The sequence below is a fragment of the Rhodoluna sp. KAS3 genome (assembly GCF_026000575.1).
Classification (GTDB): domain Bacteria; phylum Actinomycetota; class Actinomycetes; order Actinomycetales; family Microbacteriaceae; genus Rhodoluna.
Map to the genome: position 1 here is coordinate 401,625 of NZ_AP026910.1, position 23,236 is coordinate 424,860.

25 protein-coding genes are annotated in these 23,236 nt (G+C 53.5%); 23 read left to right on the top strand and 2 right to left on the bottom strand.

Features of this window, described 5'->3' with window-relative positions:
* Positions 1-2: 2 nt before the first annotated feature.
* The 17 genes from rbfA to OO731_RS02125 all read left to right on the top strand — a co-directional run bounded on the left by rbfA (position 3) and on the right by OO731_RS02125 (position 14,886).
* A complete protein-coding gene (gene rbfA, locus OO731_RS02045) occupies positions 3-443 on the top strand; it encodes a 30S ribosome-binding factor RbfA (RefSeq protein WP_138315375.1) in 441 nt (146 codons plus the stop codon).
* Entirely contained in the window at positions 444-1,352 is a 909-nt protein-coding gene (gene truB / locus OO731_RS02050) for a tRNA pseudouridine(55) synthase TruB (RefSeq protein WP_264890460.1), read from the top strand. It begins immediately after the preceding gene.
* A complete protein-coding gene (locus OO731_RS02055; protein ID WP_264890461.1) occupies positions 1,345-1,707 on the top strand; it encodes a hypothetical protein in 363 nt (120 codons plus the stop codon). Before truB ends, OO731_RS02055 begins: the two co-directional genes overlap by 8 nt.
* Before the next feature lie 93 nt (positions 1,708-1,800).
* Positions 1,801-2,778, top strand: coding sequence for a phosphate ABC transporter permease subunit PstC (pstC, locus tag OO731_RS02060; RefSeq protein ID WP_264890462.1), 978 nt, complete (start codon positions 1,801-1,803; stop codon positions 2,776-2,778).
* A complete protein-coding gene (gene pstA / locus OO731_RS02065) occupies positions 2,778-3,866 on the top strand; it encodes a phosphate ABC transporter permease PstA (protein ID WP_264890463.1) in 1,089 nt (362 codons plus the stop codon). Before pstC ends, pstA begins: the two co-directional genes overlap by 1 nt.
* 2 nt (positions 3,867-3,868) lie before the next feature.
* The gene (gene pstB, locus OO731_RS02070; protein WP_264890464.1) at positions 3,869-4,657 is read left to right on the top strand and encodes a phosphate ABC transporter ATP-binding protein PstB; all 789 of its coding nucleotides are present in this window, start codon (positions 3,869-3,871) and stop codon (positions 4,655-4,657) included.
* A 125-nt stretch (positions 4,658-4,782) separates the two neighbouring features.
* Positions 4,783-5,808, top strand: coding sequence for a substrate-binding domain-containing protein (locus OO731_RS02075; protein ID WP_264890465.1), 1,026 nt, complete (start codon positions 4,783-4,785; stop codon positions 5,806-5,808).
* Positions 5,809-5,893: 85 nt separating this feature from the next.
* Positions 5,894-6,952, top strand: coding sequence for a substrate-binding domain-containing protein (locus OO731_RS02080; protein WP_264890466.1), 1,059 nt, complete (start codon positions 5,894-5,896; stop codon positions 6,950-6,952).
* A 31-nt stretch (positions 6,953-6,983) separates the two neighbouring features.
* Positions 6,984-7,373, top strand: coding sequence for a hypothetical protein (locus OO731_RS02085; protein WP_264890467.1), 390 nt, complete (start codon positions 6,984-6,986; stop codon positions 7,371-7,373).
* The gene (locus OO731_RS02090) at positions 7,373-8,302 is read left to right on the top strand and encodes a bifunctional riboflavin kinase/FAD synthetase (RefSeq protein WP_264890468.1); all 930 of its coding nucleotides are present in this window, start codon (positions 7,373-7,375) and stop codon (positions 8,300-8,302) included. The genes OO731_RS02085 and OO731_RS02090 overlap by 1 nt, the downstream gene beginning before the upstream one ends.
* 147 nt (positions 8,303-8,449) lie before the next feature.
* Complete coding sequence (locus OO731_RS02095; RefSeq protein WP_264890469.1) at positions 8,450-8,848, top strand: hypothetical protein; 399 nt, start codon at positions 8,450-8,452, stop codon at positions 8,846-8,848.
* Between the two features lie 88 nt (positions 8,849-8,936).
* Positions 8,937-9,383 (top strand): DUF805 domain-containing protein, encoded by a 447-nt coding sequence (locus tag OO731_RS02100; protein ID WP_264890470.1) that lies wholly within the window; start codon positions 8,937-8,939, stop codon positions 9,381-9,383.
* A 108-nt stretch (positions 9,384-9,491) separates the two neighbouring features.
* A complete protein-coding gene (gene rpsO / locus OO731_RS02105) occupies positions 9,492-9,761 on the top strand; it encodes a 30S ribosomal protein S15 (protein WP_138275176.1) in 270 nt (89 codons plus the stop codon).
* A 317-nt stretch (positions 9,762-10,078) separates the two neighbouring features.
* Positions 10,079-12,295: a polyribonucleotide nucleotidyltransferase gene (locus OO731_RS02110; protein WP_264890471.1), complete on the top strand. Its 2,217-nt coding sequence runs from the start codon at positions 10,079-10,081 to the stop codon at positions 12,293-12,295.
* Between the two features lie 41 nt (positions 12,296-12,336).
* Complete coding sequence (locus OO731_RS02115; protein ID WP_264890472.1) at positions 12,337-13,671, top strand: pitrilysin family protein; 1,335 nt, start codon at positions 12,337-12,339, stop codon at positions 13,669-13,671.
* 9 nt (positions 13,672-13,680) lie between these two features.
* Entirely contained in the window at positions 13,681-14,421 is a 741-nt protein-coding gene (dapB, locus tag OO731_RS02120) for a 4-hydroxy-tetrahydrodipicolinate reductase (protein WP_264890473.1), read from the top strand.
* 45 nt (positions 14,422-14,466) lie between these two features.
* Positions 14,467-14,886, top strand: a complete 420-nt coding sequence (locus tag OO731_RS02125) for a tetratricopeptide repeat protein (RefSeq protein WP_264890474.1) — start codon at positions 14,467-14,469, stop codon at positions 14,884-14,886.
* On the opposite strand, the gene OO731_RS02130 is transcribed toward OO731_RS02125, so the two are convergent.
* Together OO731_RS02130 and OO731_RS02135 are read right to left on the bottom strand one after the other, a co-directional pair.
* Positions 14,883-15,350 carry a DUF4395 domain-containing protein gene (locus tag OO731_RS02130; protein WP_264890475.1) on the bottom strand — a complete coding sequence of 156 codons (468 nt, stop codon included), beginning with the start codon at positions 15,348-15,350 and terminating at the stop codon, positions 14,883-14,885. The genes OO731_RS02125 and OO731_RS02130 overlap by 4 nt on opposite strands.
* Complete coding sequence (locus tag OO731_RS02135; protein ID WP_138275182.1) at positions 15,350-15,793, bottom strand: thioredoxin family protein; 444 nt, start codon at positions 15,791-15,793, stop codon at positions 15,350-15,352. The genes OO731_RS02130 and OO731_RS02135 overlap by 1 nt, the downstream gene beginning before the upstream one ends.
* Positions 15,794-15,907: 114 nt before the next feature.
* On the opposite strand from OO731_RS02135, the gene thyX reads away from it, so the two are divergent.
* The 6 genes from thyX to OO731_RS02165 all read left to right on the top strand — a co-directional run bounded on the left by thyX (position 15,908) and on the right by OO731_RS02165 (position 23,132).
* Positions 15,908-16,642 carry an FAD-dependent thymidylate synthase gene (gene thyX / locus OO731_RS02140; RefSeq protein WP_138275183.1) on the top strand — a complete coding sequence of 245 codons (735 nt, stop codon included), beginning with the start codon at positions 15,908-15,910 and terminating at the stop codon, positions 16,640-16,642.
* 21 nt (positions 16,643-16,663) lie between these two features.
* Entirely contained in the window at positions 16,664-17,644 is a 981-nt protein-coding gene (dapA, locus tag OO731_RS02145) for a 4-hydroxy-tetrahydrodipicolinate synthase (protein ID WP_264890476.1), read from the top strand.
* A gap of 69 nt (positions 17,645-17,713) precedes the next feature.
* A complete protein-coding gene (locus OO731_RS02150; protein WP_138315984.1) occupies positions 17,714-19,345 on the top strand; it encodes a ribonuclease J in 1,632 nt (543 codons plus the stop codon).
* 60 nt (positions 19,346-19,405) lie between these two features.
* Complete coding sequence (locus tag OO731_RS02155; RefSeq protein ID WP_264890477.1) at positions 19,406-22,060, top strand: DNA translocase FtsK; 2,655 nt, start codon at positions 19,406-19,408, stop codon at positions 22,058-22,060.
* Entirely contained in the window at positions 22,060-22,629 is a 570-nt protein-coding gene (pgsA, locus tag OO731_RS02160) for a CDP-diacylglycerol--glycerol-3-phosphate 3-phosphatidyltransferase (RefSeq protein ID WP_264890478.1), read from the top strand. Before OO731_RS02155 ends, pgsA begins: the two co-directional genes overlap by 1 nt.
* Positions 22,629-23,132: a CinA family protein gene (locus OO731_RS02165; RefSeq protein ID WP_264890479.1), complete on the top strand. Its 504-nt coding sequence runs from the start codon at positions 22,629-22,631 to the stop codon at positions 23,130-23,132. Before pgsA ends, OO731_RS02165 begins: the two co-directional genes overlap by 1 nt.
* Positions 23,133-23,236 lie beyond the last annotated feature (104 nt).

Consider the following 23,236-nt stretch of genomic DNA (forward strand, 5'->3'; position numbering starts at 1 on the left):
ACATGGCAGATGTTGCACGCGCTAGAAAGCTAGCGGAACGCATCAAGGTTTTGGTGGCAGAGGCGCTAGAGCGCGCCGTTAAGGACCCAGATTTGGGCTTTGTCACCATTACCGACGTCAAAGTTACTCCTGACCTTCAGCACTCAACCATCTTCTTCACGGTTTATGGAACACCTGCTGAAAAGGCTCGTAGCGCTGAAATCATCGAAAAGAATCGTGGCGTAATTCGTCGCGAGGTCGGGCGTCAGCTCTCAATTCGGTTGGTTCCAACCATCGAATTCGTAGCCGATGAAATTCCTGAAACCGCTGCACACATGAATGATTTGTTGGCAGCGGCCAAAGCCCGCGATGAAGAAGTGGCCAAATTGGCCGCAGATGCTCACTGGGCTGGCGAAGAGAACCCATATAAAGAACCTCGACAGATTGAAGAGGACGAAGACTAAATGTCTTCTGGCCTCGTCCTGATCGACAAGCCTTCGGGCTGGACCAGTCACGACGTTGTTGCCCGCCTAAGAAAATTGGCGGGCACTCGTCGGGTTGGCCACGCCGGCACTCTTGATCCAATGGCAACCGGTTTGTTGCTGATCGGGGTTAATTCGGCAACGAAACTGCTCACCTTTTTAGTCGGTGAAGACAAAACCTACTTCGCGACAATCCGACTCGGTGCCTCGACTATCACTGACGACAAAGAATCTGAAAACCTGTTTGTGGCAGACCCGGATGACTTGCGAGCGCTCACTAAAGAAGCCATCGAGTCGGCGTTAGTGAATTTGCGCGGAGAAATTCAGCAGGTGCCGAGTTCGGTGAGCGCTATCAAGGTAAACGGTGAGCGTGCCTATGCCAAGGTCCGCTCTGGCGATGAAGTGAAGCTCGCCGCCAGGCCCGTCACGATTCACAGATTCGAAATTCTTGGAGAGCCTCGCATCGAAGAGGTTGAGGGCCAAGCGTTCATCGACATCGATGTTGTCGTGGACTGCAGCTCGGGCACATACATCCGGGCACTGGCACGGGATTTGGGCGAAGCTCTCAAAGTCGGCGGCCACCTAACCGCGCTTCGACGAACCAAAATTGGTAGTTACAACATCTCGCAAGCCCAAGTTCTCGAGGGGCTGAACCCCGAAACCCTGCAGATTCTCGACATCTCTCAGGCTGCCGCCCAGCAATTCAAGTCGCGCGCGCTTTCACAGCAAGACGTTATAGACCTGAGGCATGGCAAGCGGCTCAAAGCTGTTGACGAGGGCCCCGAACCGATTGCAGCATTCGACGAGCGCGGAAAACTCGTTTCCATGCTCACGAAGTCCGGTCGAGATCTCAAATCGCTTGTAGTTTTTCCGGAGGGTTCAAATGATTGATTGGTTTTATTCGGTCTCGTTGGCTGTCAGCGTTGTTTCAGGCATCTGGGCGGTGGCTCTAGGGTTGTTCAAGCGCAAGCCAAGCCTGTTTAGTTTGGTGCCGCTGGCGCTTGTACAGGTGCTTCTAGTGATTCAGTTGGCAATTTCAATTTCACTGGTGGTCTTGGGGGAGCGGGCCAAGCAGGACACCGTGGAATTCTTTGCCTATTTGATCGTGGCTCTCATGGTGCCACTGGCTGCCGGATTCTGGGCCTTGATTGAGCGCAGCAAGTGGTCAACCGTTGTCATCGGGGTCGGTGCCCTGACTGTTGCCGTGATGCTGGTTCGCATGCAGCAAATTTGGCTGGGCTACTAGCCCTCCAGCCATTGGCGCATCGATAACGGCAATTTAACCTTCCGTTTACTCCTCGAACAGGTTGCATTCACTCGGCCTATCGATGATTGAGGCATGTCCCAGCAGTCAAACCTTAAAATTCCGGAGCGCCGTAAGCTCAACACCGCGCCGACCAGTCTTGGCGACAAAATCTTCTTTCGAGTGGCTTCCGGTGCCGCAAACTTTTCGATTGTCCTAGTTGGCCTAATTCTGGTTTTTCTCCTGTGGCAGTCTTTGCCGGCCCTCCAGGGCCAAGGCATCGACTTCATCTTTGGTTCTAACTGGGATGCCGCCGCAGAGACACCGGTTTTCCAAATCGGTCCAATGCTCTGGGGTTCGTTTCTGATTTCCTTTCTCGGCGTCATCCTGGCAGTGCCGATGGCCATAGCGATTGCCTATTTCATCGAATTTATGGCTTCCAAAGCTGTTGGTCGTGTGGCAACAACTTTGATTGATCTGTTGGCAGCCTTGCCTTCTGTGGTTTTGGGCCTTTGGGGTTTTGCAGTCTTTACGCCGGTAGCGGCCGGTTGGGCAGAGTCATTGAACAAGGCTTTTGGATGGTTCCCGCTCTTTGCCTCAGACGGCGCAGGTTTTCTAGCTTCGCCATTTATCGCGGGCTGGATTGTTGCCATCATGATCGTTCCGATCATCGCCTCAATCTCTCGCGAAATTTTTAGCCAGATCGACCGCGATTTGATCAACGCAGCCAAAGGTTTGGGTGGCGGTTCTTACACGATTTTCAAAAAAGTAATCCTGCCAACAGCCTCGGGCGGTGTGGTCGGTGGCGTCCTGTTGGGACTGGGGCGCGCGCTTGGCGAAACCGTGGCAATTTTCTACGTGCTAAACCTCGTCTTCGAAATCAACTGGTACGAGATTCTTCAGCAGCGCGGAGGATCAATCGCATCCAACATCCTTGCGCGATTTGGTGAAGCGGGCCCAGCCGAGATCAGCGCTCTGATGGCATCGGGATTGGTTTTGTTCGTGATGACCCTGATTATCAATTCCATCGCGGCTTGGGTGGTCGCAAAGGCTCAGCCTTGGAGGAAGAACTAATGACGAATTACGTACCTGAGGCACTTCCTAGACCGGCTAACGCAGCACCCTGGGCAAAGGTTGATCCCAAAAATACGCTGAGAATTGCGCTGGCCTCGATTTTGCCGGCAGCAACGGCAGGTCTATTGGCTATCGCTTTCGGTTGGCAGTTTGAGTTCACGCTCTTGGCCGTATTTTTGCCTCTTCAACTTGTAGCGGGGCTTTGGCTCGGTACCGTAACCGCCGGAAAACGCGGTCGCGGAGATGCTCTCCTCGTAATCTTCACGGTATTTTTCTCAGCTCTAGTCCTGGTACTTCTAATGTCAGTTCTGTGGTCGGTTGTTTCAAACGGTGCAGCAGCTATGAGTTGGCAGTTCTTTACCCAGAACAACGTTTATGTGTCGGCAAACACTTCGCTTGAGTATGGCGGCGTGGGGCACTCAATCCTCGGTACCGTCCTGATTGTCGGGCTTGCAACAGTGGTCACGGTTCCTCTTGGTATCTTGATTGCTGTTTATCTGACGGAAACCCGTGGCAAAACTCGCGGACTGATTCGCACGCTAATTCAGGCGATGTCAGGATTGCCTTCCGTGGTTTCAGGCTTGTTCGTTTACGCAGCCTTCATCGTCACCGGCATTACTCAGTACGCCGGCTGGGCAGGCTCGCTTGCGTTGCTGCCCCTGATGCTACCTACGGTGAGCCGCATCGCAGAAGAGTCTCTAAGACTGGTGCCAGCAGACCTAAGAAGCGCTGCAGTGGGCCTTGGTGCGCCTAACTACCGAGCTTTTCTTCAGGTCGTTATGCCGGCAGCAAAGAGCGGCTTAGTGACCGCAATTCTTCTGGGCATTGCCCGAATCATCGGTGAAACTGCACCACTTGTCCTCACAACATTCGCTGCAGCTACGACCTCGGTAAACATCTTCAACGGTCCAATGTCGACCCTTCCTACATATCTTTACGGATTCATCTCTGACCCTTCAATCCAGAGTGCGCAGCGCGCTTGGGGTGCCGCCTTGGTCATGTTGATTCTGGTGGGCGTCCTATTTACAGCTGCCCGAGTGATGACTCGCTCACGGGTCGGCAAAAAAACAAAAAAGAATGGAAAGTAATCATGGCTTCTGAAATTCTGAACGACACTGTTCTGTACTCAAAGGATGTCAACGTCTGGTTCGGCGATCGCCACGTTCTAAGTAACGTAAATCTAGAGTTTCCAACCAACCAGGTAACGGCGCTGATTGGCCCGTCGGGTTGCGGCAAGTCAACTTTCCTTCGCACTCTAAACCGCATGCACGAGCTGATCCCGTCAGCGGGCTTTGCCGGAGAGATTTTTCTTGATGGCGAGGACATCTATGCCGACAAGGTTGATCCGGTTAGTGTTCGCCTCAAAGTAGGTATGGTCTTCCAAAAACCAAACCCGTTCCCAACCATGTCAATCCGAGACAACATTTTGTCGGGCCTCAGACTTTCTGGCCGCAAGATTGAGGCTGGCGATGAGCTGGTCGAAACCTCACTTCGTCGCGCATCGATTTGGAACGAAGTTAAGGACCGTCTCGGCGATGCAGCTGTCTCACTGTCAGGTGGTCAGCAGCAGCGTCTATGCATCGCCCGATCCCTCGCGATGAACCCAGAAGTTCTCTTGATGGATGAGCCATGTTCGGCTCTGGACCCAGGTTCAACCCGTCGCATCGAGGAAACCATTCAGGAGCTTTCCGAGTCAATGACAATCGTCATTGTTACCCACAACATGCAGCAGGCTCAGCGAGTATCGGACCAAACCGCGTTCTTTCTATCTGAAGACGGTCGCCCAGGTCACGTGGTTGAGTTTGGCAAAACCGAGAGTGTTTTCAATCAGCCAATCGACCCGCGGACCAACGATTACGTAAACGGGCACTTCGGCTAGAGCGTTAAGGGACTGTTTACTTTCCCTTCCGCTGCCTGCCACCAAGTGAACAAACTTCGTTCACTTCCGCTCTCCAAACTGTGATTAGTCGGAAACCCGGCCAACGATCTCAAAAGGAGAAACTCATGTTTCGCAAGGCAACTGGCGCTCTAGCCGCCATCGCTCTAGTGGCCTCTCTAGCCACTGCTTCTGCTCCTGCAACCGCAGCCGGAGTATCAATCACCGGTGAAGGTTCATCTTTCGCTGGAACCGCACTTATCGCAGCCCAGAGCAAGTTCAACGCCAAGGGCGGCGCCCAGGTTAACTACACCAAGTCATCTTCAAGCAAGGGACGCGCAAACGTTGCTGCCGGAACCGTTGACTTCGGTGCTTCAGACATCACTTACGTTGCTGCTGGCGCAACTGCTCCTGCCAACACTGTCTTGACCCCACTACTTGGTGGTCCAATCGCTATCGTTTACAACCTGCCTTCAGTTGGTAAGGGTCTGCGCCTTGACCCAGCAACCTTGGGTGCAATCTTCTCTGGTCGCATCACCATGTGGAACCACGCAAACATCAAGAAGCTGAACCCAACCAAGTCATTGCCTGCAAAGGCAATCTCAGTTCGCTTCCGCGCAGCTGGCTCAGGCACCACCGCAAACTTGACCCAGTACCTAGCCGGTAACAAGGTCACCGGTTGGACTGCAAACAACGGTGACTTCACCAAGGCTTCAGGCGCAGCGTCTGTCGTTGGTGTTTCAGTGCCGTCATCAGCTGACATGGTTACCGCTGTAGACAACACCTCTTACACCATCGGTTACGTTGACCTAGCTGATGCTGCTGGCAAGGGCCTTGTTTACGCCTCAATCAAGAACCCAGCCGGTCAGTACGTTCTTCCTACCGCAACTGCTGCTAAGTCATTCTTGGCTGCACAGACCGTACCTACCGATGGCTCAGTAAAGATCAACTTCTTGAAGAAGATCAGCGGTGCCTACAACCTAAGTGCTTTTGCTTACGGCATCGCGTCATCAAACTACGCTGACGCATCGAAGGGTGCCGCAGTCAAGGCGTTCTTCACGTACGTAGTAAGCAACGCAGTTCCTACCGGTTACGTTGCCCTATCAGGTGCAGCCAAGACCGCTGCTCTAAAGCAGATTGCAAAAATCAAGTAATAACTAGATTCAAAGTAGATGGTTTTGGGGAGCGCGGCAGAAGTCGCTGCTCCCCAAAATCACTTAACAAAATAAGGAATTCAGGATGTTCGGAAAACTTGCCGCATTAGCCATCACTGGCGTTTTGGTTGCATCGCTATCAGGCTGCACCCCACCAATGCCTCCAGAGATTCTGTCCGCACTGGCTGAGCAAGAATTCACCTGTGTCGAGGGAACATCCGTGATTTCGGTACCGGCATCAACCACCGATATGGCGCCGGGCTGGCAGTTTGCTGCCGGGGATGCCTGCCCAGGTATGAATTTCGAAATCCAATATGACGATGCTTCATCGGCGGATTTGGTTTTTAGCACATCGAATTTGGATCCTTCGCTTTGTAAAAGCGCAGTAGAGGTTCCATTTGCAGTAGATGCTGGCGTTCTGGTTTACCAGCACTCAGACGGCAACATGTTCAACTTCTCACCAGCTTTGATTGCAAAGATTTTCTCGGGCGAAATTTCTGATTGGTCTGACCCTGCCATTGCCGAAGCGAACATGGGCGCTGTTTATATGGCTGGCCCAATCACTTTTCTCGACCGAGCCTACGGTCCGGCTCTCGAATCATTCAATAGCTGGATGAAACGCCTAGTGCCTGATTTCAATTCAGAGCGCATCCAAAGCGGGCCAGCTATCTCGGCTGCCGACCTATTCCTCGAAGAAGGGCAGATCGCTATAGTCTCGAACTCCGTAGCGATGGAGCTTGGTCTGATGCCGGCCGGTGTGATTAACGGCCCAGACTCCTCTGTCGATGTGATTTATCCTGACACCGGTTCAATTGGCTCTGCAGCAACGCAGTTTGACATCGCCACTGAACCAAATCGCCTAACCGTTGCCTACAACAGCGCCAACCCTGCTTTGCCTGCACCCGGTGCAGAGGTTGCGCAACCACCGTATGAAGCTGTTTACACAGCACCTTTGCACATTTGTGGCGAGGCATCTTTGGCCAAGAGGGCAGCAGCACGATTTATTCTTCGTCAGGACCAGCAGGGTGCAATGGCGGCTACCTATTTTGTTCCGATCACAGAATCCATCCGCGTGTCAGCTCTTGCTGTGGTCTCCGAGGGTTTGACTCTGCCGTCATTTGATCCCGAGGACTACACCGGCTAATTACCTTTGCCTGCTTGTTAGGCTGGTAGCTATGCCAAAAGCGACCAAATCCCTCGGAATCGGAAGATTACTTATCGCCGTGTACGGCGTTTTCGCAGTATCCTCATCAGCTCGGGCGATCTATCAATTGGCGCGAGAATTTGACCAAGCTCCGCTGGCCTACAGTTTGTCTGCTCTTGCGGCCGTGGTTTACATTTTGGCAACCATCGCCCTTGCGAGACCTTCGCTGCGTACCTTGGCGTTCATCGCCGTCAGCTTCGAGCTCGTCGGTGTAATTGCAGTTGGCGTGCTCAGCTATCTGCAGCCTGAGCTTTTTGCACACCCTTCGGTTTGGTCAAAATTTGGCCAGGGATACGGCTTCGTGCCGCTGGTCTTGCCGTTCTTGGGTCTGCTCTGGCTTAGAAAGCAGTCTGCAAAGTAATGCTCGCCATCGAAAAAATTTCAGATCTGCCTAGCGGATTTGCCGAAACTGCCGTCACCATCGGAAAGTTTGACGGAATTCACCTGGGTCATAAAAAACTGCTTAGCAATTTGGTGGCCGCCGCCGACGAGCACATGTTGGCCAGCGTTGTGGTTACTTTTGATCGCCACCCAGATGCCCTGTTCAAGCCAGAATCGGCCAAGTTACCACTTATCGGCCCTGGGCAAAAACTGGTGCACCTTGAAGAATCTGGCGTGGATGCTGTTCTTACTCTTCCCTTTGACCATGAATTCGCAGCCTTGTCGGCGCGCGATTTTGTACAGCAAATTTTGGTTGACGGATTACACGCTCGTCTGGTTTTAGTCGGCGAGGATTTTCGGTTTGGTGCCGGGGGAGCCGGCACGCCTGAGACTCTCAAGGTTTTGGGGGCCGAATTCGGTTTCGTGGTTCGAGTCATTGGCAGTGCAAACATCGATGGCGTAAAAGTTTCAACCACACGCATCCGTGAACTCCTAGACCAGGGTGACGTGACCAAAGCTGCTGAGCTGCTTGGTCGCAATCACTACAGCGCGGGTGTCATCGAACACGGATTGAAAATCGGTCGCACCATCGGATTCCCGACAGCAAACATGACTCGCGAGTGCGAGGGCTATTTGCCGCTCGATGGTGTTTACGCAGGGTGGTTGTATGCCGACGGCGAGAAGTATCCGGCTGCCCACTCGGTTGGAATCAATGAGACTTTTCAGGCAGTGCCGCGATTGGTCGAGTCTCATGTAATTGACCGGCTCGACCTAGATCTTTACGACAAGTTTGTAGTCCTTGAGTTCGTTGCTTTCATAAGACCCGCAGCTAAGTTTGATGGCGTTGAGGCGCTAGTCGAAGAAATTCACCGCGACCTCGATAAGTGCCGCGAGATCCTAGAAATCTAGTAAGTATTCTCAGTTAACGCTCGGGGCATTCACAGGCAACGTCCAGTGGATTTTCGGGATACGCCCATTTTCGATTGAAAGTCTCTATTTGCAATCGGCATCAGGATTTGATGCCTTGCTATCTAGGACCATCGAAAGGAGCCAGAAATGGCCAAGCAAGAGAACGTAGAACCAGAACTAAATCCCGAATCACAAGAAAACCTCGATTCAGTCAACCCTTACGAAGAAGAGCCGAAGGCGTCGTCAAGTCGCACCGCTTGGCTAAAGTCACGTGGCGCAAAGATAGCTGCCATGGCAGTCGGTGGGTCCTTGGCTCTTGGTGCAGCCTTCGTCGGCGGTGTCGTCGCGGCCAACACTGTCTCTCCTAAAGGCATTGCTGCTGATGAGTTTGGTAACCACGGGCCGCTGGAGCCGTTTGCCGAGGGTCAGCGTCCACCACGTGGACCGGAAGGTGATCGACCACAGCGCGGTGGGGATCGCGACTTCCAAGTTGATCCGGGAGCAACCACCGATTCTTCGGAGAACGGCACTTCAGAAACCCCGTAGTGGCGCCACGTGCATAACCAGTGCAATCCCTCAATCAGCCATCGTCGATTGGGGGATTGTGCTTACACTGGAACAAACAAGGAGACTCATGACATTTGCCGGCGCTATCAAAGTTTGCCTGACTAAATTTGCCGATTTCCGCGGGGTAGCTACTCGCCGCGAGTACTGGTATTTCGTGCTCTTCACCGTGCTGGTCAGTCTGGTTCTCAGCACAGTAGATGGACTGATCTTCCCGCCGGTGACTACAGCTCAGGATGCATTCCTTGCTTCACTTGAGGCCAACCCAGAAACCCTCGACGCATCGTTGCTAAATGCGGCTCTCATGGAGAGTTGGAATGCAACGCCAATCAGTAACTTCGTCGGCTTCATTCTCGGCATTCCGTTGCTGGCAGCTCTGGTAAGACGCATGCGCGATGCGGGCTTCAGCGCCTGGTGGATGCTCCTTTCATGGGTTCCGCTACTAACTTTCATCTTCTCGTTGTTGCCAACCAAAACCGCAGAGCAGGGCAATACCAGGATTAGGACTGGCAACTAACCCGCTTTTCAGCTAGGCTTGTCAGGTTGCCGTGTATCGGCCGCGGATCAAGAGCGCCAAAACATTGGGTTTTGTGCACCGCGCAGTAAGTAGAAGAGGACCATTCAAATGGCACTAGACGCAGCAGTGAAAACTGCAATCATCAACGAGTACGCAACTCACCCAGGCGACACTGGTTCTCCAGAGGTTCAGGTTGCTGTGCTAACCAAGCGCATCAAGGACCTAACTGAGCACCTAAAGGAGCACAAGCACGACCACCACTCACGCCGTGGTCTGTTAATCCTTGTTGGTCAGCGCCGCCGCCTACTCGGCTACCTACAGGGTGTCGACATTGCTCGCTACCGTGCACTAATCGAGCGCCTAGGACTTCGTCGCTAATTTGCCTCCGGCAAACTGTCGCTAGCTAAAACTTTTGAAACCGCCTTCCTACGGGAGGGCGGTTTTGTTTAACCTGACATTCACCCAGTACCTAGGTAATTCAGCGGTCTGCTGGTAACCTTGCAAGTGAGCATCGCAGCAGGTTTGCTGGTCTCCGGTTGTGGATCTTGAGAGTTGAACTTCAAGGTTTTCTACTGCAGACCAGGGCATCCCTCCAATGTGGGCAAGTTAACTTGCCGCGAACGCTCACGCGCGCCGCCAAAAATAGCCAATTTCGGCCATGGCGGATGCGCAAAGAGGATAAAAGAGGAGGGACCATGGAAGGTCCAGAAATCAAAGCAACAGAAGCAGTAATCGACAACGGTAAGTACGGCAAGCGCGTTATTCGCTTCGAAACCGGTCGTCTAGCACAGCAGGCACAGGGTGCTGCAGCTGTTTACATCGATGAAGAAACCATGCTGTTCTCGGCTACCACTGCAAGCAAGCAGCCAAAAGACCAGTTTGACTTCTTCCCACTAACCATTGACGTTGAAGAGCGCATGTATGCGGCAGGCCGCATTCCAGGAAGCTTCTTCCGTCGCGAAGGTCGCCCATCAACCGAGGCAATCCTTGCCTGCCGTTTGATCGACCGCCCACTACGCCCATCATTCGTTGATGGTCTGCGTAACGAAATTCAGGTTGTAGTAACCGTTATGGCAATCGAGCCAGACGAGCTTTACGACGTAGTAGCTATCAACGCTGCCTCAATGTCTACTCAGCTTGCAGGCTTGCCATTCTCTGGTCCTATCGGTGGTGTGCGAGTTGCACTTATCGACGGCCAGTGGGTTGCATTCCCTAAGCACTCACAGCTTGAGCGCGCAGTTTTCAATATGGTTGTTGCTGGTCGCGTACTAGTTGAGAACGGCGTCGAAGACGTTGCAATCATGATGGTTGAGGCCGAGGCTTCAGAAAACGCCATGGACCTAATTGCTGCTGGCGCGAAGGCTCCATCAGAGGACGTTGTTGCTGAGGGTCTTGAGGCTGCCAAGCCGTTCATCAAGGCTCTAGTAAAGGCTCAGGCTGACCTAGCTGCTGTTGCTGCAAAGCCAACCGCTGACTACCCAACCTTCTTGCCATACACCGATGAGGTATTTGCTGCCGTTGAGGCTGCTGCAGGTGCCGAGTTGGCCAAGGTCTACCAGATTGCCGACAAGGTTGAGCGCCAGGATGCAGACGATGCACTCAAGGCCGCCACCAAGGAGAAGCTAGAGGCTTCACTTGACGAGGCACAGATGGCTCAGTTCTCGGCTGCCTACAAGTCAGTAACCAAGAAGATCATGCGTACCCGCGTTCTAAAAGAGGGAATCCGCATCGATGGCCGTGGCCTGCGCGACATCCGTAACCTAGACGCAGAGGTAGCAGTTATTCCTCGCGTTCACGGTTCAGCAATCTTCCAGCGTGGAGAGACCCAGATCCTGGGTGTAACCACCTTGAACATGCTGAAGATGGAGCAGCAGATTGACTCGCTAAGCCCAGTCACTTCAAAGCGCTACATGCACAACTACAACTTCCCACCATATTCAACCGGTGAAGTTGGTCGTGTAGGTACTCCAAAGCGTCGCGAAATTGGCCACGGTGCTCTTGCCGAGCGTGCGTTGGTTCCGGTTCTTCCAAAGCGTGAAGACTTCCCATACGCAATCCGTCAGGTTTCTGAGGCCCTTGGCTCAAACGGTTCAACCTCAATGGGTTCTGTCTGTGCATCTACCCTTGCCTTGCTAAACGCAGGTGTGCCTCTTCGTGCACCAGTTGCTGGTATCGCCATGGGTCTAATCTCAGACACCGTAGATGGCAAGGTTCAGTACGCTGCGCTTACCGACATCCTTGGTGCAGAAGACGCCCTTGGTGACATGGACTTCAAGGTTGCCGGTACTCGTGATTTCGTAACTGCTATTCAGCTTGACACCAAGCTGGACGGTATTCCTGCCTCAGTTCTAGGTGGCGCACTTACTCAGGCACGTGAGGCTCGTCTTCACATCCTGGACGTAATGGGCCAGGCAATTTCTGAGCCAGACGAGATGGCTCCAACCGCTCCACGCGTTATCGCAGTGAAGATTCCGGTTGACAAGATTGGTGAAGTCATCGGTCCAAAGGGCAAGATGATCAACCAGATCCAAGAGGACACCGGCGCAGACATCTCAATCGAGGATGACGGTACCGTTTACATTGGCGCAACCGATGGCCCTTCAGCTGAGGCTGCTAAGGCTGCGGTTAACGCGATTGCAAACCCACACGTCCCTGAGATTGGCGAGCGCTTCCTTGGAACTGTTGTGAAGCTAGCTACCTTCGGTGCTTTCGTTTCACTGGTTCCAGGCAAGGATGGCCTATTGCACATCTCTGAGCTAAAGAAGCTAGCTGGCAAGCGCGTTGAGAACGTCGAGGACGTTCTTGAGGTTGGCCAGAAGCTACAGGTTGAAATCACCAAGATCGATGACCGAGGCAAGCTTTCACTTGCTCCAGTTGTTGAGGGTGAAGACGCCTCAGCAGACGAAGAGTAATAACCCCTAGCCCCACAACTACAGAAAGCTTCTGGTCACCCATGAGTGAAATCATTTTTCCACTAGACCAGAGCGATCTATCGTTCACCGCTTCGGGAGGTAGTTCGGTTCGCCGCTCTATCCTCCCAAGCGGTGTTCGCGTTTTAACCGAACACATTCCGGGTTCGCAGAGTGTCGCTGTATCTTTCTCGGTCGCAGTTGGTTCTCGTGACGAGACTAACGGGCACTTTGGCTCGACCCACTTTTTGGAGCACCTGCTCTTCAAGGGAACTAAAAAACGTACCGCTCTAGACATCGCAGTGGCCTTTGATTCGGTCGGCGGATCATCAAATGCCTCAACCGGCAAAGAGCACACCAGCTACTACGCTCGTGTGCAAGATAAAGCTCTGCCAATTGCCGTTGATGTAATCGCCGATATGCTTACCTCCTCGCTCATCGATCCAAAAGAGTTTGAGAATGAACGCACCGTCATTCTTGAAGAGCTTGCGATGAATGACGATGACCCACAGGATGTGGCGCACGAACTTTTCAGCGAGGCCGTCCTCGGTGACCATCCGCTCGGGCGCCCTATCGGGGGTACCCAAGAAACCATCAACTCGGTCACTCGTGAGGCTGTTTGGGCGCACTACCAGGCAAATTATCGGCCTCAGGATCTAGTCATTGCTGCTGCTGGTGGTGTTGATCATGCAAACCTAATCCAGTTGGTTGAAACCGCTTTGGTTGACGCTGGCTGGGATCTCGATGCTAAGGCTGCACCGGTTGAACGCAGGCTGCTGCACCCTGCCGAAATTACCCGTGGAACGGCTCTGAAGGTTGTTCACCGCCCAATTCAGCAGGCCAACATCCTGTTGGGTATGCAAGGTCTGGTAGCAGATGATGAGCGCCGGTATGCCATGGGCATTCTCAACACAGTTTTAGGCGGGGGAATGAGCTCACGTATGTTCCAGGAGATTCGCGAAAAGCGTGGCCTGGCCTACTCGGTTTATTCGTTCAACACCGGATACTCGGATGCTGCCTACTTTGGGCTCTACGCAGGTTGCTCACCAGCGAAAAGCACTGAGGTAACCCGGCTAATGATTGAAGAGCTTGAAAAGATTGCCAATGAGGGCATCCGCCAAGACGAGCTCACTCTTGCCCAGGGAAACATTTCTGGCGGATTGGCGCTCAAGTATGAGAGCACCATGGCAAGAATGAATCGCCTTATTAGCGCCGAAGTCATCAATGGAGAGTTTTTTGACCTAGATGATTCACTTGAGCACGTTCATGCCGTAACGCTCCAGCAGGTGCAGTCTTTGGCCGCTGATCTTGCAGGTCGTGAGCGCTCTATCGTTGCGGTTGGCGACATTTCTGAGTCAACCTTCGAAGAGTTTCTTTAGGATTGAATTGTGACTATCAAAGTAGCCGTTGTCGGCGCCACCGGAAGAATGGGCAAACTTGCCCTAGACCTCATTGATGCTTCTCAGCACACCACCCTCCACGCAGCTCTGGACTCTAAGAGTGAGCTAAAGGAGGTCCTGGGCGCTGATGTTATTTTCGAGGTCACTCGTCTTGAGGTAAGTGAATCAGTGGTTGACTTTGCGGTCCGTCACGGAATGAAAGTTGTAGTCGGAACCAGTGGTTGGTCGGCGGCAAAACTTGGCGAACTTGAGGCCAAGTTAGCAGCACACCCGGATTCAGGCGTTGTGGTAATTCCAAACTTCTCAATCGGGTCAATGTTGGCCAGTTCGTTTGCAGCTCAGGCCGCTAAATTCTTTGAGTCAATTGAGATCGTGGAGGCTCACCACGCTGGGAAGATAGATTCCCCTTCTGGCACAGCGGTTCGAACCGCTGAAATGATTCAGGAAGCCCGAGCTGGCCTGACCCAGCCGCTGATTCCAGGTGTGGGTCAAACCGCCCGTGGTGAGGTTGTTGCCGGAGTGCCAATCCACAGCCTGCGCCTTGCCGGCGTTGCTGCTAAGCAAGATGTTTATTTCGGTGGTGTTAGTGAACTGCTAACCATCAGCCACGAGACCACTGCGGTCAACGCGTATTCTCACGGAATTCTGTTGAGCTTGCGGGTTGCTGCTCAAACCACCGGGCTCAAGGTTGGCCTGCAATCGGTCGTTGACGCTTCGGCTCAACTTTAGAACGGCACACCGATGAAAATCAGCGCTAAATTTGGCGCCTTGTTCATGTCTGCGCTTCTAATGGTCTACGTGCTTTTACTGGGGCAAACCGGATTGCTGTTACTCCAAGAGGAGGAGCCAATTGCAATTGCCATGGGCGCGCTCATCCTGGTGTTTCCGCTTTTTGGAGCCTGGGCAATCGTAAAAGAACTGACTTTCGGTCTGAAAGTTGAGCAGCTGTCCAAACAAATCCTGAGCGAAGGCGCTTGGCCTAATTTTGATCTTGAGCTGCGCCCTAGTGGGCGAGCAGTACCTGAATCGGCCTCAAAAATGTTTGATCACTACAAAGCCATTGTTGAAGCCGAACCAAACGATTTTCACAATTGGTTCAACTTGGGCATTGCCTACAATGCAGCCGGTGATCGCCGACGAGCACGTCAGGCGCTTCTAAAGGCTCTTGAGCTGGCCAAGCTCAATCAGAGCTAAAACTTGCGAATAAGGCCGATGCGCTGAAGACCAACATAGATCTGGCAGCCAAGGCAAAATGCAAACGCAGCATTCAAGAACGCTGCAACAAAGGCCATCCCTGCAAAAATCGCAATAGCGTTTGGCACACCAGCAAGGTGCAGAACAACACCCAGGCCAGCAACCAATAGGCCAACCAGTTGAGCAAATTTTGGCGGACGTGGGTCTTCAAGCTCTTTCGGTGCAGCCAAGCGTGGGCGCACAAACTTCTTGAAGATAAGGCCGAATGGGTGCTTGCTGTTTCCGAAAATTGCCCCGATCGCGAAGAGGCCGGTTGCAACCAGCAAAAGAACGAATGCGGTGTCAAGAGTTGCTCCATCGAGTGCCAAGAACACAGTGGTCAGCAACAGCGCTGAGGTAATTGCGGCACCAAATCGAGGGCCTCTAGGGTCAATGCCGGCTGGGGTTTTCTTTGATTCGCTCATTAGATTTCGAAGTTTCCTAGTTCGTCTTGGATGGTTTGAGGTTTTACAGCGCCGGCAATTCTTGAGGTCACGCGCCCCTTGGCATCTAGCACCAGGGTGGTTGGGGTCTGCAAAATGTTGAATTTGTTGGCTAGGTCAAGCCGGTCAGTGATGTCGACTTCGATGTGCAAAACATCGTCATGAATCTTCTCCAGCTCACCGTAAAGTCGTGCAGTTTGCTTGCACATGGTGCAGAACTCACTCGAGAACTGCAAAAAGGTTGCCTTTTTGCCAAATTTGGTGACCGGCAGCCCGTTTTTGATGGCGCCAAGTTCGGCTAGGTCGATGACTTCGCCGCCCGAAACCGCCTTTGCTCGACCGGTGCGAGCACGCCAAATTAGTCCGGCAGCGGTCGCAGCAGCTAGCAGCGCCACAACGATGATCACTTTGGTCTCAAAAGGCATGAAACAAGGTTAAGGTCCTTCGACGAGCCCTGCCTAATTGTGAAGATTTGTTTCCTAAAGAACTGCCGCGTAACCCTTCAACGGTGAAAGTCCCGTAACCGGTAGGCTTATGGGGTGTCAGATATCATTTTCCGCAGCGACGTAACTGTCGAACTAGTCCGTGCCAACGCAGCCGACTCCGATGTCCTTTTTGCAGCGCGTGTTTCAACTCAGGGTGAGCAAACCCTAGAGGCCGCTGCTGCTCAGACCGACGCGGCTGATGATGAAAAGCGCTCCAAGGGCCTCATCAACTACCTAATGCGCGACCGCCACGGTTCGCCTTTTGAGCACAACTCGATGACTTTCTATGTCCAAGCGCCAATCTTTGTGTTCCGCGAATTCATGCGTCACCGTATCGCCAGTTACAACGAAGAATCTGGCCGTTACAAGGAGCTAAGCCCAGTTTTCTACGTACCGGGTCCAGACCGTAACCTCATCCAGGTTGGTAAAGCCGGGGCCTACGAATTTTTGCCGGGCACTGCCGAGCAAACCGCTTTGGTTGAGCAAGAGGCTCGCACAACATCGCAGAATGCCTACGAGTCTTACCAGCGCATGCTAGAAGCCGGTGTAGCTCGCGAGGTTGCGCGTATTGTGCTCCCGCTAAACATCTACTCGAGCATGTATGTGACCATGAATGCCCGTGCCTTGATGAACTTCTTGAGTCTTCGCACCAAGCGTGAGGGAACTCACTTTCCGTCATTCCCACAGCGTGAAATTGAAATGTGCGCCGAGAAGATGGAAGACGAGTTTGCCAAGCTCATGCCTTACACCTACGAGGCATTCAACGCCAACGGTCGAGTAGCACCGTAGTTATTTCGAAAGGCTCAGCCAATGTCTAAAGAACAAAAAAACCTATTTGGTCAGGTTCTTGTCGCGCTCGTCACACCGATGACCGCCGAGGGTGAAGTTGACTGGGCAGCCACCGAAAAGCACATTGACTACGTAATCTCGAACGGCGCTGACGGTGTCGTCGTAACCGGCACTACCGGTGAAACCAGCACGCTTACTGACGCTGAGAAGATCAAGCTAGTTGAGGTTGGCAAGTCGGTTTCGGGCGGCCGCGCCAAAATCATCACCGGTGGTGGCTCTAACGAGACCGCACATGCCATGCAGCTTTACAAGGCTTCTGAAAAAGCCGGTGCCGACGGCGTAATGATCGTCACTCCTTACTACAACAAGCCGACCCAGGCCGGTGTGCTCACTCACTTCCGCATGATTGCTGACTCAACCGACCTTCCGGTAATCCTTTACGACATTCCCGGTCGTGCCGGTATTGCCATCTCGCATGACACCTTTTTGCGTGCGGCAAAACACCCAAACATCATGGCGGTCAAAGATGCCAAGGGAGACCTCGCACAGGCATCTCGAATCATGAACGAAACCGGCTTGCTGTACTTCTCAGGTGATGATTCAAACGTTTTGCCTCACCTCTCCATTGGTGCGACCGGCCTCATCGGTGTAACAGCAAACGTAGCCCCAGCTGCGTACCGCGCCATGATCGACGCAACCAACAACAATGACTTCCACGCAGCACTCAAGGTTCACAACAGCCTCGAGCCGCTTCAGCGTGCGCTAATGACTAACGTTCCGGGCACAGTGGCAGCCAAATACGTGCTGCACGCACTTGGTTTGATTTCCAGCCCGCGAGTCCGTTTGCCATTGGTTGGCCCTGAAGATGCCGAAGCTGCACGCATCGAAGATGGCATCGACATTGTCGGCGACATCGTTGGCCTAAGTTTTGAGAATTTCCGTCCAGACCGCAACGCAGCAGCCGGTGGTGCTCTGCCAAAGGTGGCTGGCACTACGCGCTAAAAGCGCCTTTAGAAAAGAGAACCAGTGGTTCAAGTACTACCTGCTCCAGCTCCACTCAAACCAGGCGTGATGCGCATCATCCCGCTCGGCGGAATCGGTGAAATTGGTCGAAACATGACCGTGTTCGAGATCGATTCGAAAATTCTGATTGTTGACTGCGGTGTGCTCTTCCCTGAAGAGCACCAACCGGGTATTGATGTCATTCTGCCGGACTTTGGCTATCTAAAAGACCGAATGGATGACGTCGTTGGTATCTTCCTAACCCACGGCCACGAGGACCACATCGGCGGTGTTCCATATCTGCTCCGCATGAAGCCGGATGTGCCGCTACTGGGTTCGGCGCTAACGCTGGCATTTGTTGAGGCCAAACTCAAAGAACACAAAATCACCCCATACTCAATGGTGGTTGCTGAGGGTCGCCGCGAAAAGCTCGCTGGTTTTGACCTTGAATTCATTGCGGTGAACCACTCGATTCCAGATGCCCTTGCCGTTGTGATTCGGTCCGTTGCCGGGTCGATTTTGCACACAGGTGACTTCAAGATGGACCAATTGCCACTTGATGGTCGCCTCACCGACCTACGTGCTTTTGCGCGCGTTGGTGAAGAAGGCCTCGACCTCTTCATGAGCGATTCAACCAATGCCGATGTTCCAGGGTTTACTCCGCTCGAAAAGGAAATCGGACCGGTAATTGAGAGCGTGATTGCACGTTCCAAGAAGCGCGTGATTGTTGCCTCGTTTTCAAGCCACGTTCATCGCGTTCAGCAGGTTGTGGATGCAGCTAAGGCCAATAACCGCAAGGTAGCCCTAGTTGGCCGGTCGATGGTCCGCAACATGCAAATCGCCATCCAGATGGGCTACCTGAACGCTGAAACCGAAGATTTTGTTGACCTCAAGCAGGCTGCCAACATGGCTCCGGATCAGGTCGTTTACATGTCAACCGGCTCGCAGGGTGAGCCAATGGCAGTCCTGGCGCGAATGGCTAATCTTGAGCACGACATTGAAATTGCTGAGGGTGACACCGTCATTCTTGCCAGCTCGTTGATTCCCGGAAACGAGAATGCCGTTTATCGCGTTATTGACGGGCTGACCAAGCTGGGCGCCAACGTTGTTCACAAAGGCAATGCCAAGGTTCACGTTTCTGGCCACGCTGCGGCGGGGGAGCTGCTCTACTGCTACAACATCTTGAAGCCCAAGAATGTCATGCCCGTGCACGGCGAGTACCGTCACCTAATTGCCAACGGCAAGTTGGCGGAACAGACCGGAGTTCCACACGAGCGTGTGCTGATCACAGAGGATGGCTGGGTTATCGATCTAGCGGACGGTGTGGCCGAGGTCGTCGGCGCAGTCGAATGTGGTCTGCTATTTGTTGACGGAAAAACCGTTGGCAAGATCACCGAAGATGACCTGCACGACCGCCGTGTGCTCGCCGAAGAAGGTTTCATCTCCATCTTCTGTGTCATCGATGCCGAGACCGGTCGGGTCAAAGTCGGTCCAGAAATCCGTGCCCGTGCATTTGCTGAAGATGACCATGTGTTTGATGACGTCAAGCCGCTGATTTCCAAGGCTCTCGCAGAGGCAGCCGGCCAGGGAGTTCGCGATACCTACGCTCTACAGCAGGTAATTCGCCGAACCATTGGAACTTGGGTTAATCGTGCTCACCGCCGCCGACCAATGATCATTCCGGTGGTTATTGAGGGCTAGCCCCTGGGCGCAAAGCCGTGCCTAAGCGGTTCTGTCCTTCGCGGCTGTTAGTTTTGAGGCATGGCTACACGCAAACCGACTTCTGCCCGCAAACCGGCGCCTCGAGCGCCACGACCTCGCGCATCTCAGGCACCAACGCGCGGTTCAGGTTTCGGACAGATTTTGGCTGCGATTTACATGGGTTTGGCTCACACCGTGGGTGGGGCAGCCCGAGCCTTGAGCCCTGACAAAATTGCCAAAGAAGACCGCCGTGACGGTCTGCCGTTTTTCCTGTTTTTGCTGGGCATCAGCGGTGCTCTGCTTAGCTGGGTTTTGGTCAAGCAAGACTGGGCCATTGGTCTTCACGTATGGACTTTTGGCGCCCTATTTGGCCGGGTAGCTTTTGCGCTGCCGGTAGTTTTGGTGGTGTTTGCCCTGTACCTAATGCGGTACCCGGCCACAATCAAAGACAACGGTCGCATCGGCATTGGCCTGTTCCTTTTCATAGTTTCAATTTCAGGATTTTTCCACGTGTTCGGATCTCAGCCGGACCCTTCTGACGGCGAGTGGCAATTGGCCTTTGCCGGCGGAATCTTCGGTTGGCTTATCTCCGTTCCATTTTTGAGCACAATCACCATCTGGGGTGCTGTCCCTGTTCTGATTGCCTTCACCTTCGGTTCGCTACTGATCATGACTAAAACCGCTCCGAATCGGATCCCTGAGCGCTTCCGCGAACTATCCGTGTACCTATTCGGAGAGTCAAAAACCGCCGGCGCAGAATCTCAGGCAGTTGAAGAAATCCCTGATGCTTTCGACGGCACTCGAGTGCCTTGGTGGCGCCGCGGCAAGTCTGACGATGAACCAGCATTCGATACCCCGTTGGTGCCAGATGTTTCCTCGGTCGTCGAGCCAGATGACTTTGATGGCCTGTTTGGTGTGACCTCGATTCAACCGATTCCTTCGGTAGATTCGATCGATGCAACGCAACCTATCGAGCTGCCGAAAGCGCCGATGTTTGTCCAGCCTGCCGCCGCCCAAACACCAGTGGGTACCCCATCCCCGGCAATTGCTGGTCGCGCCAGTCGGCCTTATGTTTTGCCAACCCTAAACTTCTTGGCACCAGGTACCCCACCTAAGGCCAAGTCGGCAGCAAATGACCAAATCGTTGCGGCTATCACAAGTGTTTTCCGTGAGTTTGGCGTCGAGGCTGCAGTCGTTGGTTTCCAGCGTGGCCCTACTGTAACGCGATACGAGGTCGAGCTTGCCCCGGGCGTCAAGGTTGAAGCCGTGACTCGTTTGGCAAGCAACATTTCCTATGCGGTTGCCAGCAACGAGGTTCGAATTCTGGCTCCAATTCCGGGCAAGTCACTTATCGGCATCGAGATTCCGAACACCGACCGCGAGACTGTTTCGCTCGGTGATGTTCTACGGTCCGAGGTCGCTGCCAAGAGTCTTCACCCGCTAACTATCGGAATTGGTAAAGACGTCGAAGGTGGTTTTGTAATTGCCAACCTTGCCAAAATGCCGCACCTTTTGGTGGCTGGTGCAACCGGTGCGGGTAAGTCAAGCTTCGTAAACTCAATGATCACTTCGATTCTCATGCGCGCTAAACCGGCCGAGGTCAGAATGGTTCTAATCGACCCTAAGCGTGTCGAGTTAGCCGCCTATCAGGGTGTGCCACACCTGATTACCCCGATCATCACTAACGCAAAAAAAGCAGCTGAAGCTCTTCAGTGGGTCGTCAAAGAAATGGACATGCGTTATGACGACTTGGCCAGCTTTGGTTTCAAACACATCGATGATTTCAACCGAGCGGTTGTCGCCGGGGAAGTCAATGTTCCTGAAGGCAGCAAGCGGGTCCTGCAGCCTTACCCATACTTGTTGGTAGTTGTGGATGAGCTAGCCGACCTCATGATTGTTGCGCCGCGAGACGTTGAGGACTCTATCGTTCGCATCACTCAGTTGGCTCGCGCCTCTGGAATCCACCTGGTTTTGGCAACGCAGCGACCATCGGTTGACGTCGTTACCGGACTCATCAAAGCCAACGTGCCAAGCCGTTTGGCATTCTCTGTGACCTCGCTCACCGACTCACGGGTAATCCTTGACCAACCGGGCGCTGAGAAGCTTATCGGTCAGGGTGACGCACTGTTCTCGCCAATGGGAACCAACAAGCCAATCCGTGTTCAAGGTGCATGGCTTGCCGAATCAGAGCTTGCCAAGATCGTTGAACATGTCAAGCAGCAAATGGAGCCCGAGTACCGCCAAGATGTTCAAGAGGCGGCCGTATCCAAGGTCGTCGATGCAGACATTGGCGATGACCTCGATGTATTGCTTCAAGCCGCTGAGCTAATCATCAACTCCCAGTTCGGATCCACATCGATGCTGCAGCGCAAACTGAGAGTTGGTTTTGCTAAGGCTGGGCGACTTATGGACCTTCTCGAGTCGCGCCAAATTGTTGGCCCATCCGAAGGGTCTAAGGCCCGCGACGTACTGGTTAAGCCAGAGGATTTGCCTATGGTGTTGGCTCAGCTGCGGGGAGAGCCCGGCTCCACTGCAACTCCGCAGGTTCAGCAGGCCGCTGCGCTAATTGACTTTCCAGACGAGCCAGTTGGCACCATGGCGGCTGGGGAATTTGATGACTTCATCCCTCGGGCGAATGTAGATCGCTCAATCATCACTACCGGTGATGAAGACGATGGCGACGAAGATGCGTGGCAATTGACAGGTCGAAACTAATGATTGAAAAAAACGCCAAATCGATTTTTAACCTGCCAAACATCATCACGATGGCTCGCATCCTGGCGGTTCCGTTCTTCATCTGGTCACTGATGGCCGTTGCTGATCCGGCCAGCTCAATGCGCTGGGTCTCCACGGGTATTTTCATCCTGATTATGGCCAGTGACGGTATCGATGGCGCGATTGCTCGAAAGCGCGGACTGGTCACCAACCTGGGCAAACTGCTGGATCCAATCGCAGATAAAGCCCTGCTCGGGGGAGCGCTGATTACCCTTTCGGTGCTCAACGAAGTCTCGTGGTGGGTGACCATCGTGATTTTGACTCGTGAACTCGGCATCACCGCCTATCGATTTGTAGTGATCAAAAAGCGCGTGGTTCCAGCTTCGGCCGGCGGCAAGCTTAAGACGATCTTCCAGGGCACCATGGTTGGTTTTGTGGTTTCACCATTTCAGGGTTACTTCGGCGAATGGTATGACTGGCTTGAAAACTCATTGGTTGCAATAGCCGTTGCACTAACTGTTTGGACTGGCCTCCAGTACCTAATCGCAGCCTCCAGAGTCAAGCGGTAATGAACCACGTTGCAGCGCTCGAGCTGATCGAGGCTCTTCGCGACCGGGGGTTCAAACTGGCGCTAGCAGAATCCATCACCGGCGGTGCCCTCGCAGCCGAGTTGGTTTCGGTGCCCGGTGCCTCAAAAGTGCTGGCCGGTTCTGTGGTGGCCTACGACACCAAGCTAAAACGTGACCTGCTGGCGGTCCCTGCCAGCCTCCTCGAGCAACACGGCGCAGTTCACCCCGATGTTGCGGTGGCCATGGCCGAGGGGGCTCAACACCTAATGAGCAAGGCCATCGATGAGTTGCCGAGCAATGTGGTTGGGCTCGCTACCACCGGCGTTGCCGGGCCAGATCAACAGGATGGCGTATCCGTCGGCACCGCATTCATCGCGGTAACCGGGCTCGGAGCTCCGGAATCGACAGTTTTTGAACATCGATTCCTTGGAGATCGCAATGAGATTCGCAGTCAATGCGTAGCAGCCTCAATCGAGCACCTGCTGGATCTGCTTCGTCAATAGGCAGGAACAAAACAGCCCCAGGGCTGGTTCTCTTTCAAGTAACACTCAGGTAAATCTCAGGCGTTCGGTTTATCGTTACTCTGAGGCAACGGGTAGGTTATTTA

Coding starts and splice junctions, on each gene's coding strand:
- rbfA (WP_138315375.1), top strand. CDS start 3: ATGGCAGATGTTGCACGCGCTAGAAAGCTAGCGGAACGCATCAAGGTT.
- truB (WP_264890460.1), top strand. CDS start 444: ATGTCTTCTGGCCTCGTCCTGATCGACAAGCCTTCGGGCTGGACCAGT.
- OO731_RS02055 (WP_264890461.1), top strand. CDS start 1,345: ATGATTGATTGGTTTTATTCGGTCTCGTTGGCTGTCAGCGTTGTTTCA.
- pstC (WP_264890462.1), top strand. CDS start 1,801: ATGTCCCAGCAGTCAAACCTTAAAATTCCGGAGCGCCGTAAGCTCAAC.
- pstA (WP_264890463.1), top strand. CDS start 2,778: ATGACGAATTACGTACCTGAGGCACTTCCTAGACCGGCTAACGCAGCA.
- pstB (WP_264890464.1), top strand. CDS start 3,869: ATGGCTTCTGAAATTCTGAACGACACTGTTCTGTACTCAAAGGATGTC.
- OO731_RS02075 (WP_264890465.1), top strand. CDS start 4,783: ATGTTTCGCAAGGCAACTGGCGCTCTAGCCGCCATCGCTCTAGTGGCC.
- OO731_RS02080 (WP_264890466.1), top strand. CDS start 5,894: ATGTTCGGAAAACTTGCCGCATTAGCCATCACTGGCGTTTTGGTTGCA.
- OO731_RS02085 (WP_264890467.1), top strand. CDS start 6,984: ATGCCAAAAGCGACCAAATCCCTCGGAATCGGAAGATTACTTATCGCC.
- OO731_RS02090 (WP_264890468.1), top strand. CDS start 7,373: ATGCTCGCCATCGAAAAAATTTCAGATCTGCCTAGCGGATTTGCCGAA.
- OO731_RS02095 (WP_264890469.1), top strand. CDS start 8,450: ATGGCCAAGCAAGAGAACGTAGAACCAGAACTAAATCCCGAATCACAA.
- OO731_RS02100 (WP_264890470.1), top strand. CDS start 8,937: ATGACATTTGCCGGCGCTATCAAAGTTTGCCTGACTAAATTTGCCGAT.
- rpsO (WP_138275176.1), top strand. CDS start 9,492: ATGGCACTAGACGCAGCAGTGAAAACTGCAATCATCAACGAGTACGCA.
- OO731_RS02110 (WP_264890471.1), top strand. CDS start 10,079: ATGGAAGGTCCAGAAATCAAAGCAACAGAAGCAGTAATCGACAACGGT.
- OO731_RS02115 (WP_264890472.1), top strand. CDS start 12,337: ATGAGTGAAATCATTTTTCCACTAGACCAGAGCGATCTATCGTTCACC.
- OO731_RS02125 (WP_264890474.1), top strand. CDS start 14,467: ATGTCTGCGCTTCTAATGGTCTACGTGCTTTTACTGGGGCAAACCGGA.
- OO731_RS02130 (WP_264890475.1), bottom strand. CDS start 15,350: ATGAGCGAATCAAAGAAAACCCCAGCCGGCATTGACCCTAGAGGCCCT.
- OO731_RS02135 (WP_138275182.1), bottom strand. CDS start 15,793: ATGCCTTTTGAGACCAAAGTGATCATCGTTGTGGCGCTGCTAGCTGCT.
- dapA (WP_264890476.1), top strand. CDS start 16,664: ATGTCTAAAGAACAAAAAAACCTATTTGGTCAGGTTCTTGTCGCGCTC.
- OO731_RS02150 (WP_138315984.1), top strand. CDS start 17,714: ATGCGCATCATCCCGCTCGGCGGAATCGGTGAAATTGGTCGAAACATG.
- OO731_RS02155 (WP_264890477.1), top strand. CDS start 19,406: ATGGCTACACGCAAACCGACTTCTGCCCGCAAACCGGCGCCTCGAGCG.
- pgsA (WP_264890478.1), top strand. CDS start 22,060: ATGATTGAAAAAAACGCCAAATCGATTTTTAACCTGCCAAACATCATC.
- OO731_RS02165 (WP_264890479.1), top strand. CDS start 22,629: ATGAACCACGTTGCAGCGCTCGAGCTGATCGAGGCTCTTCGCGACCGG.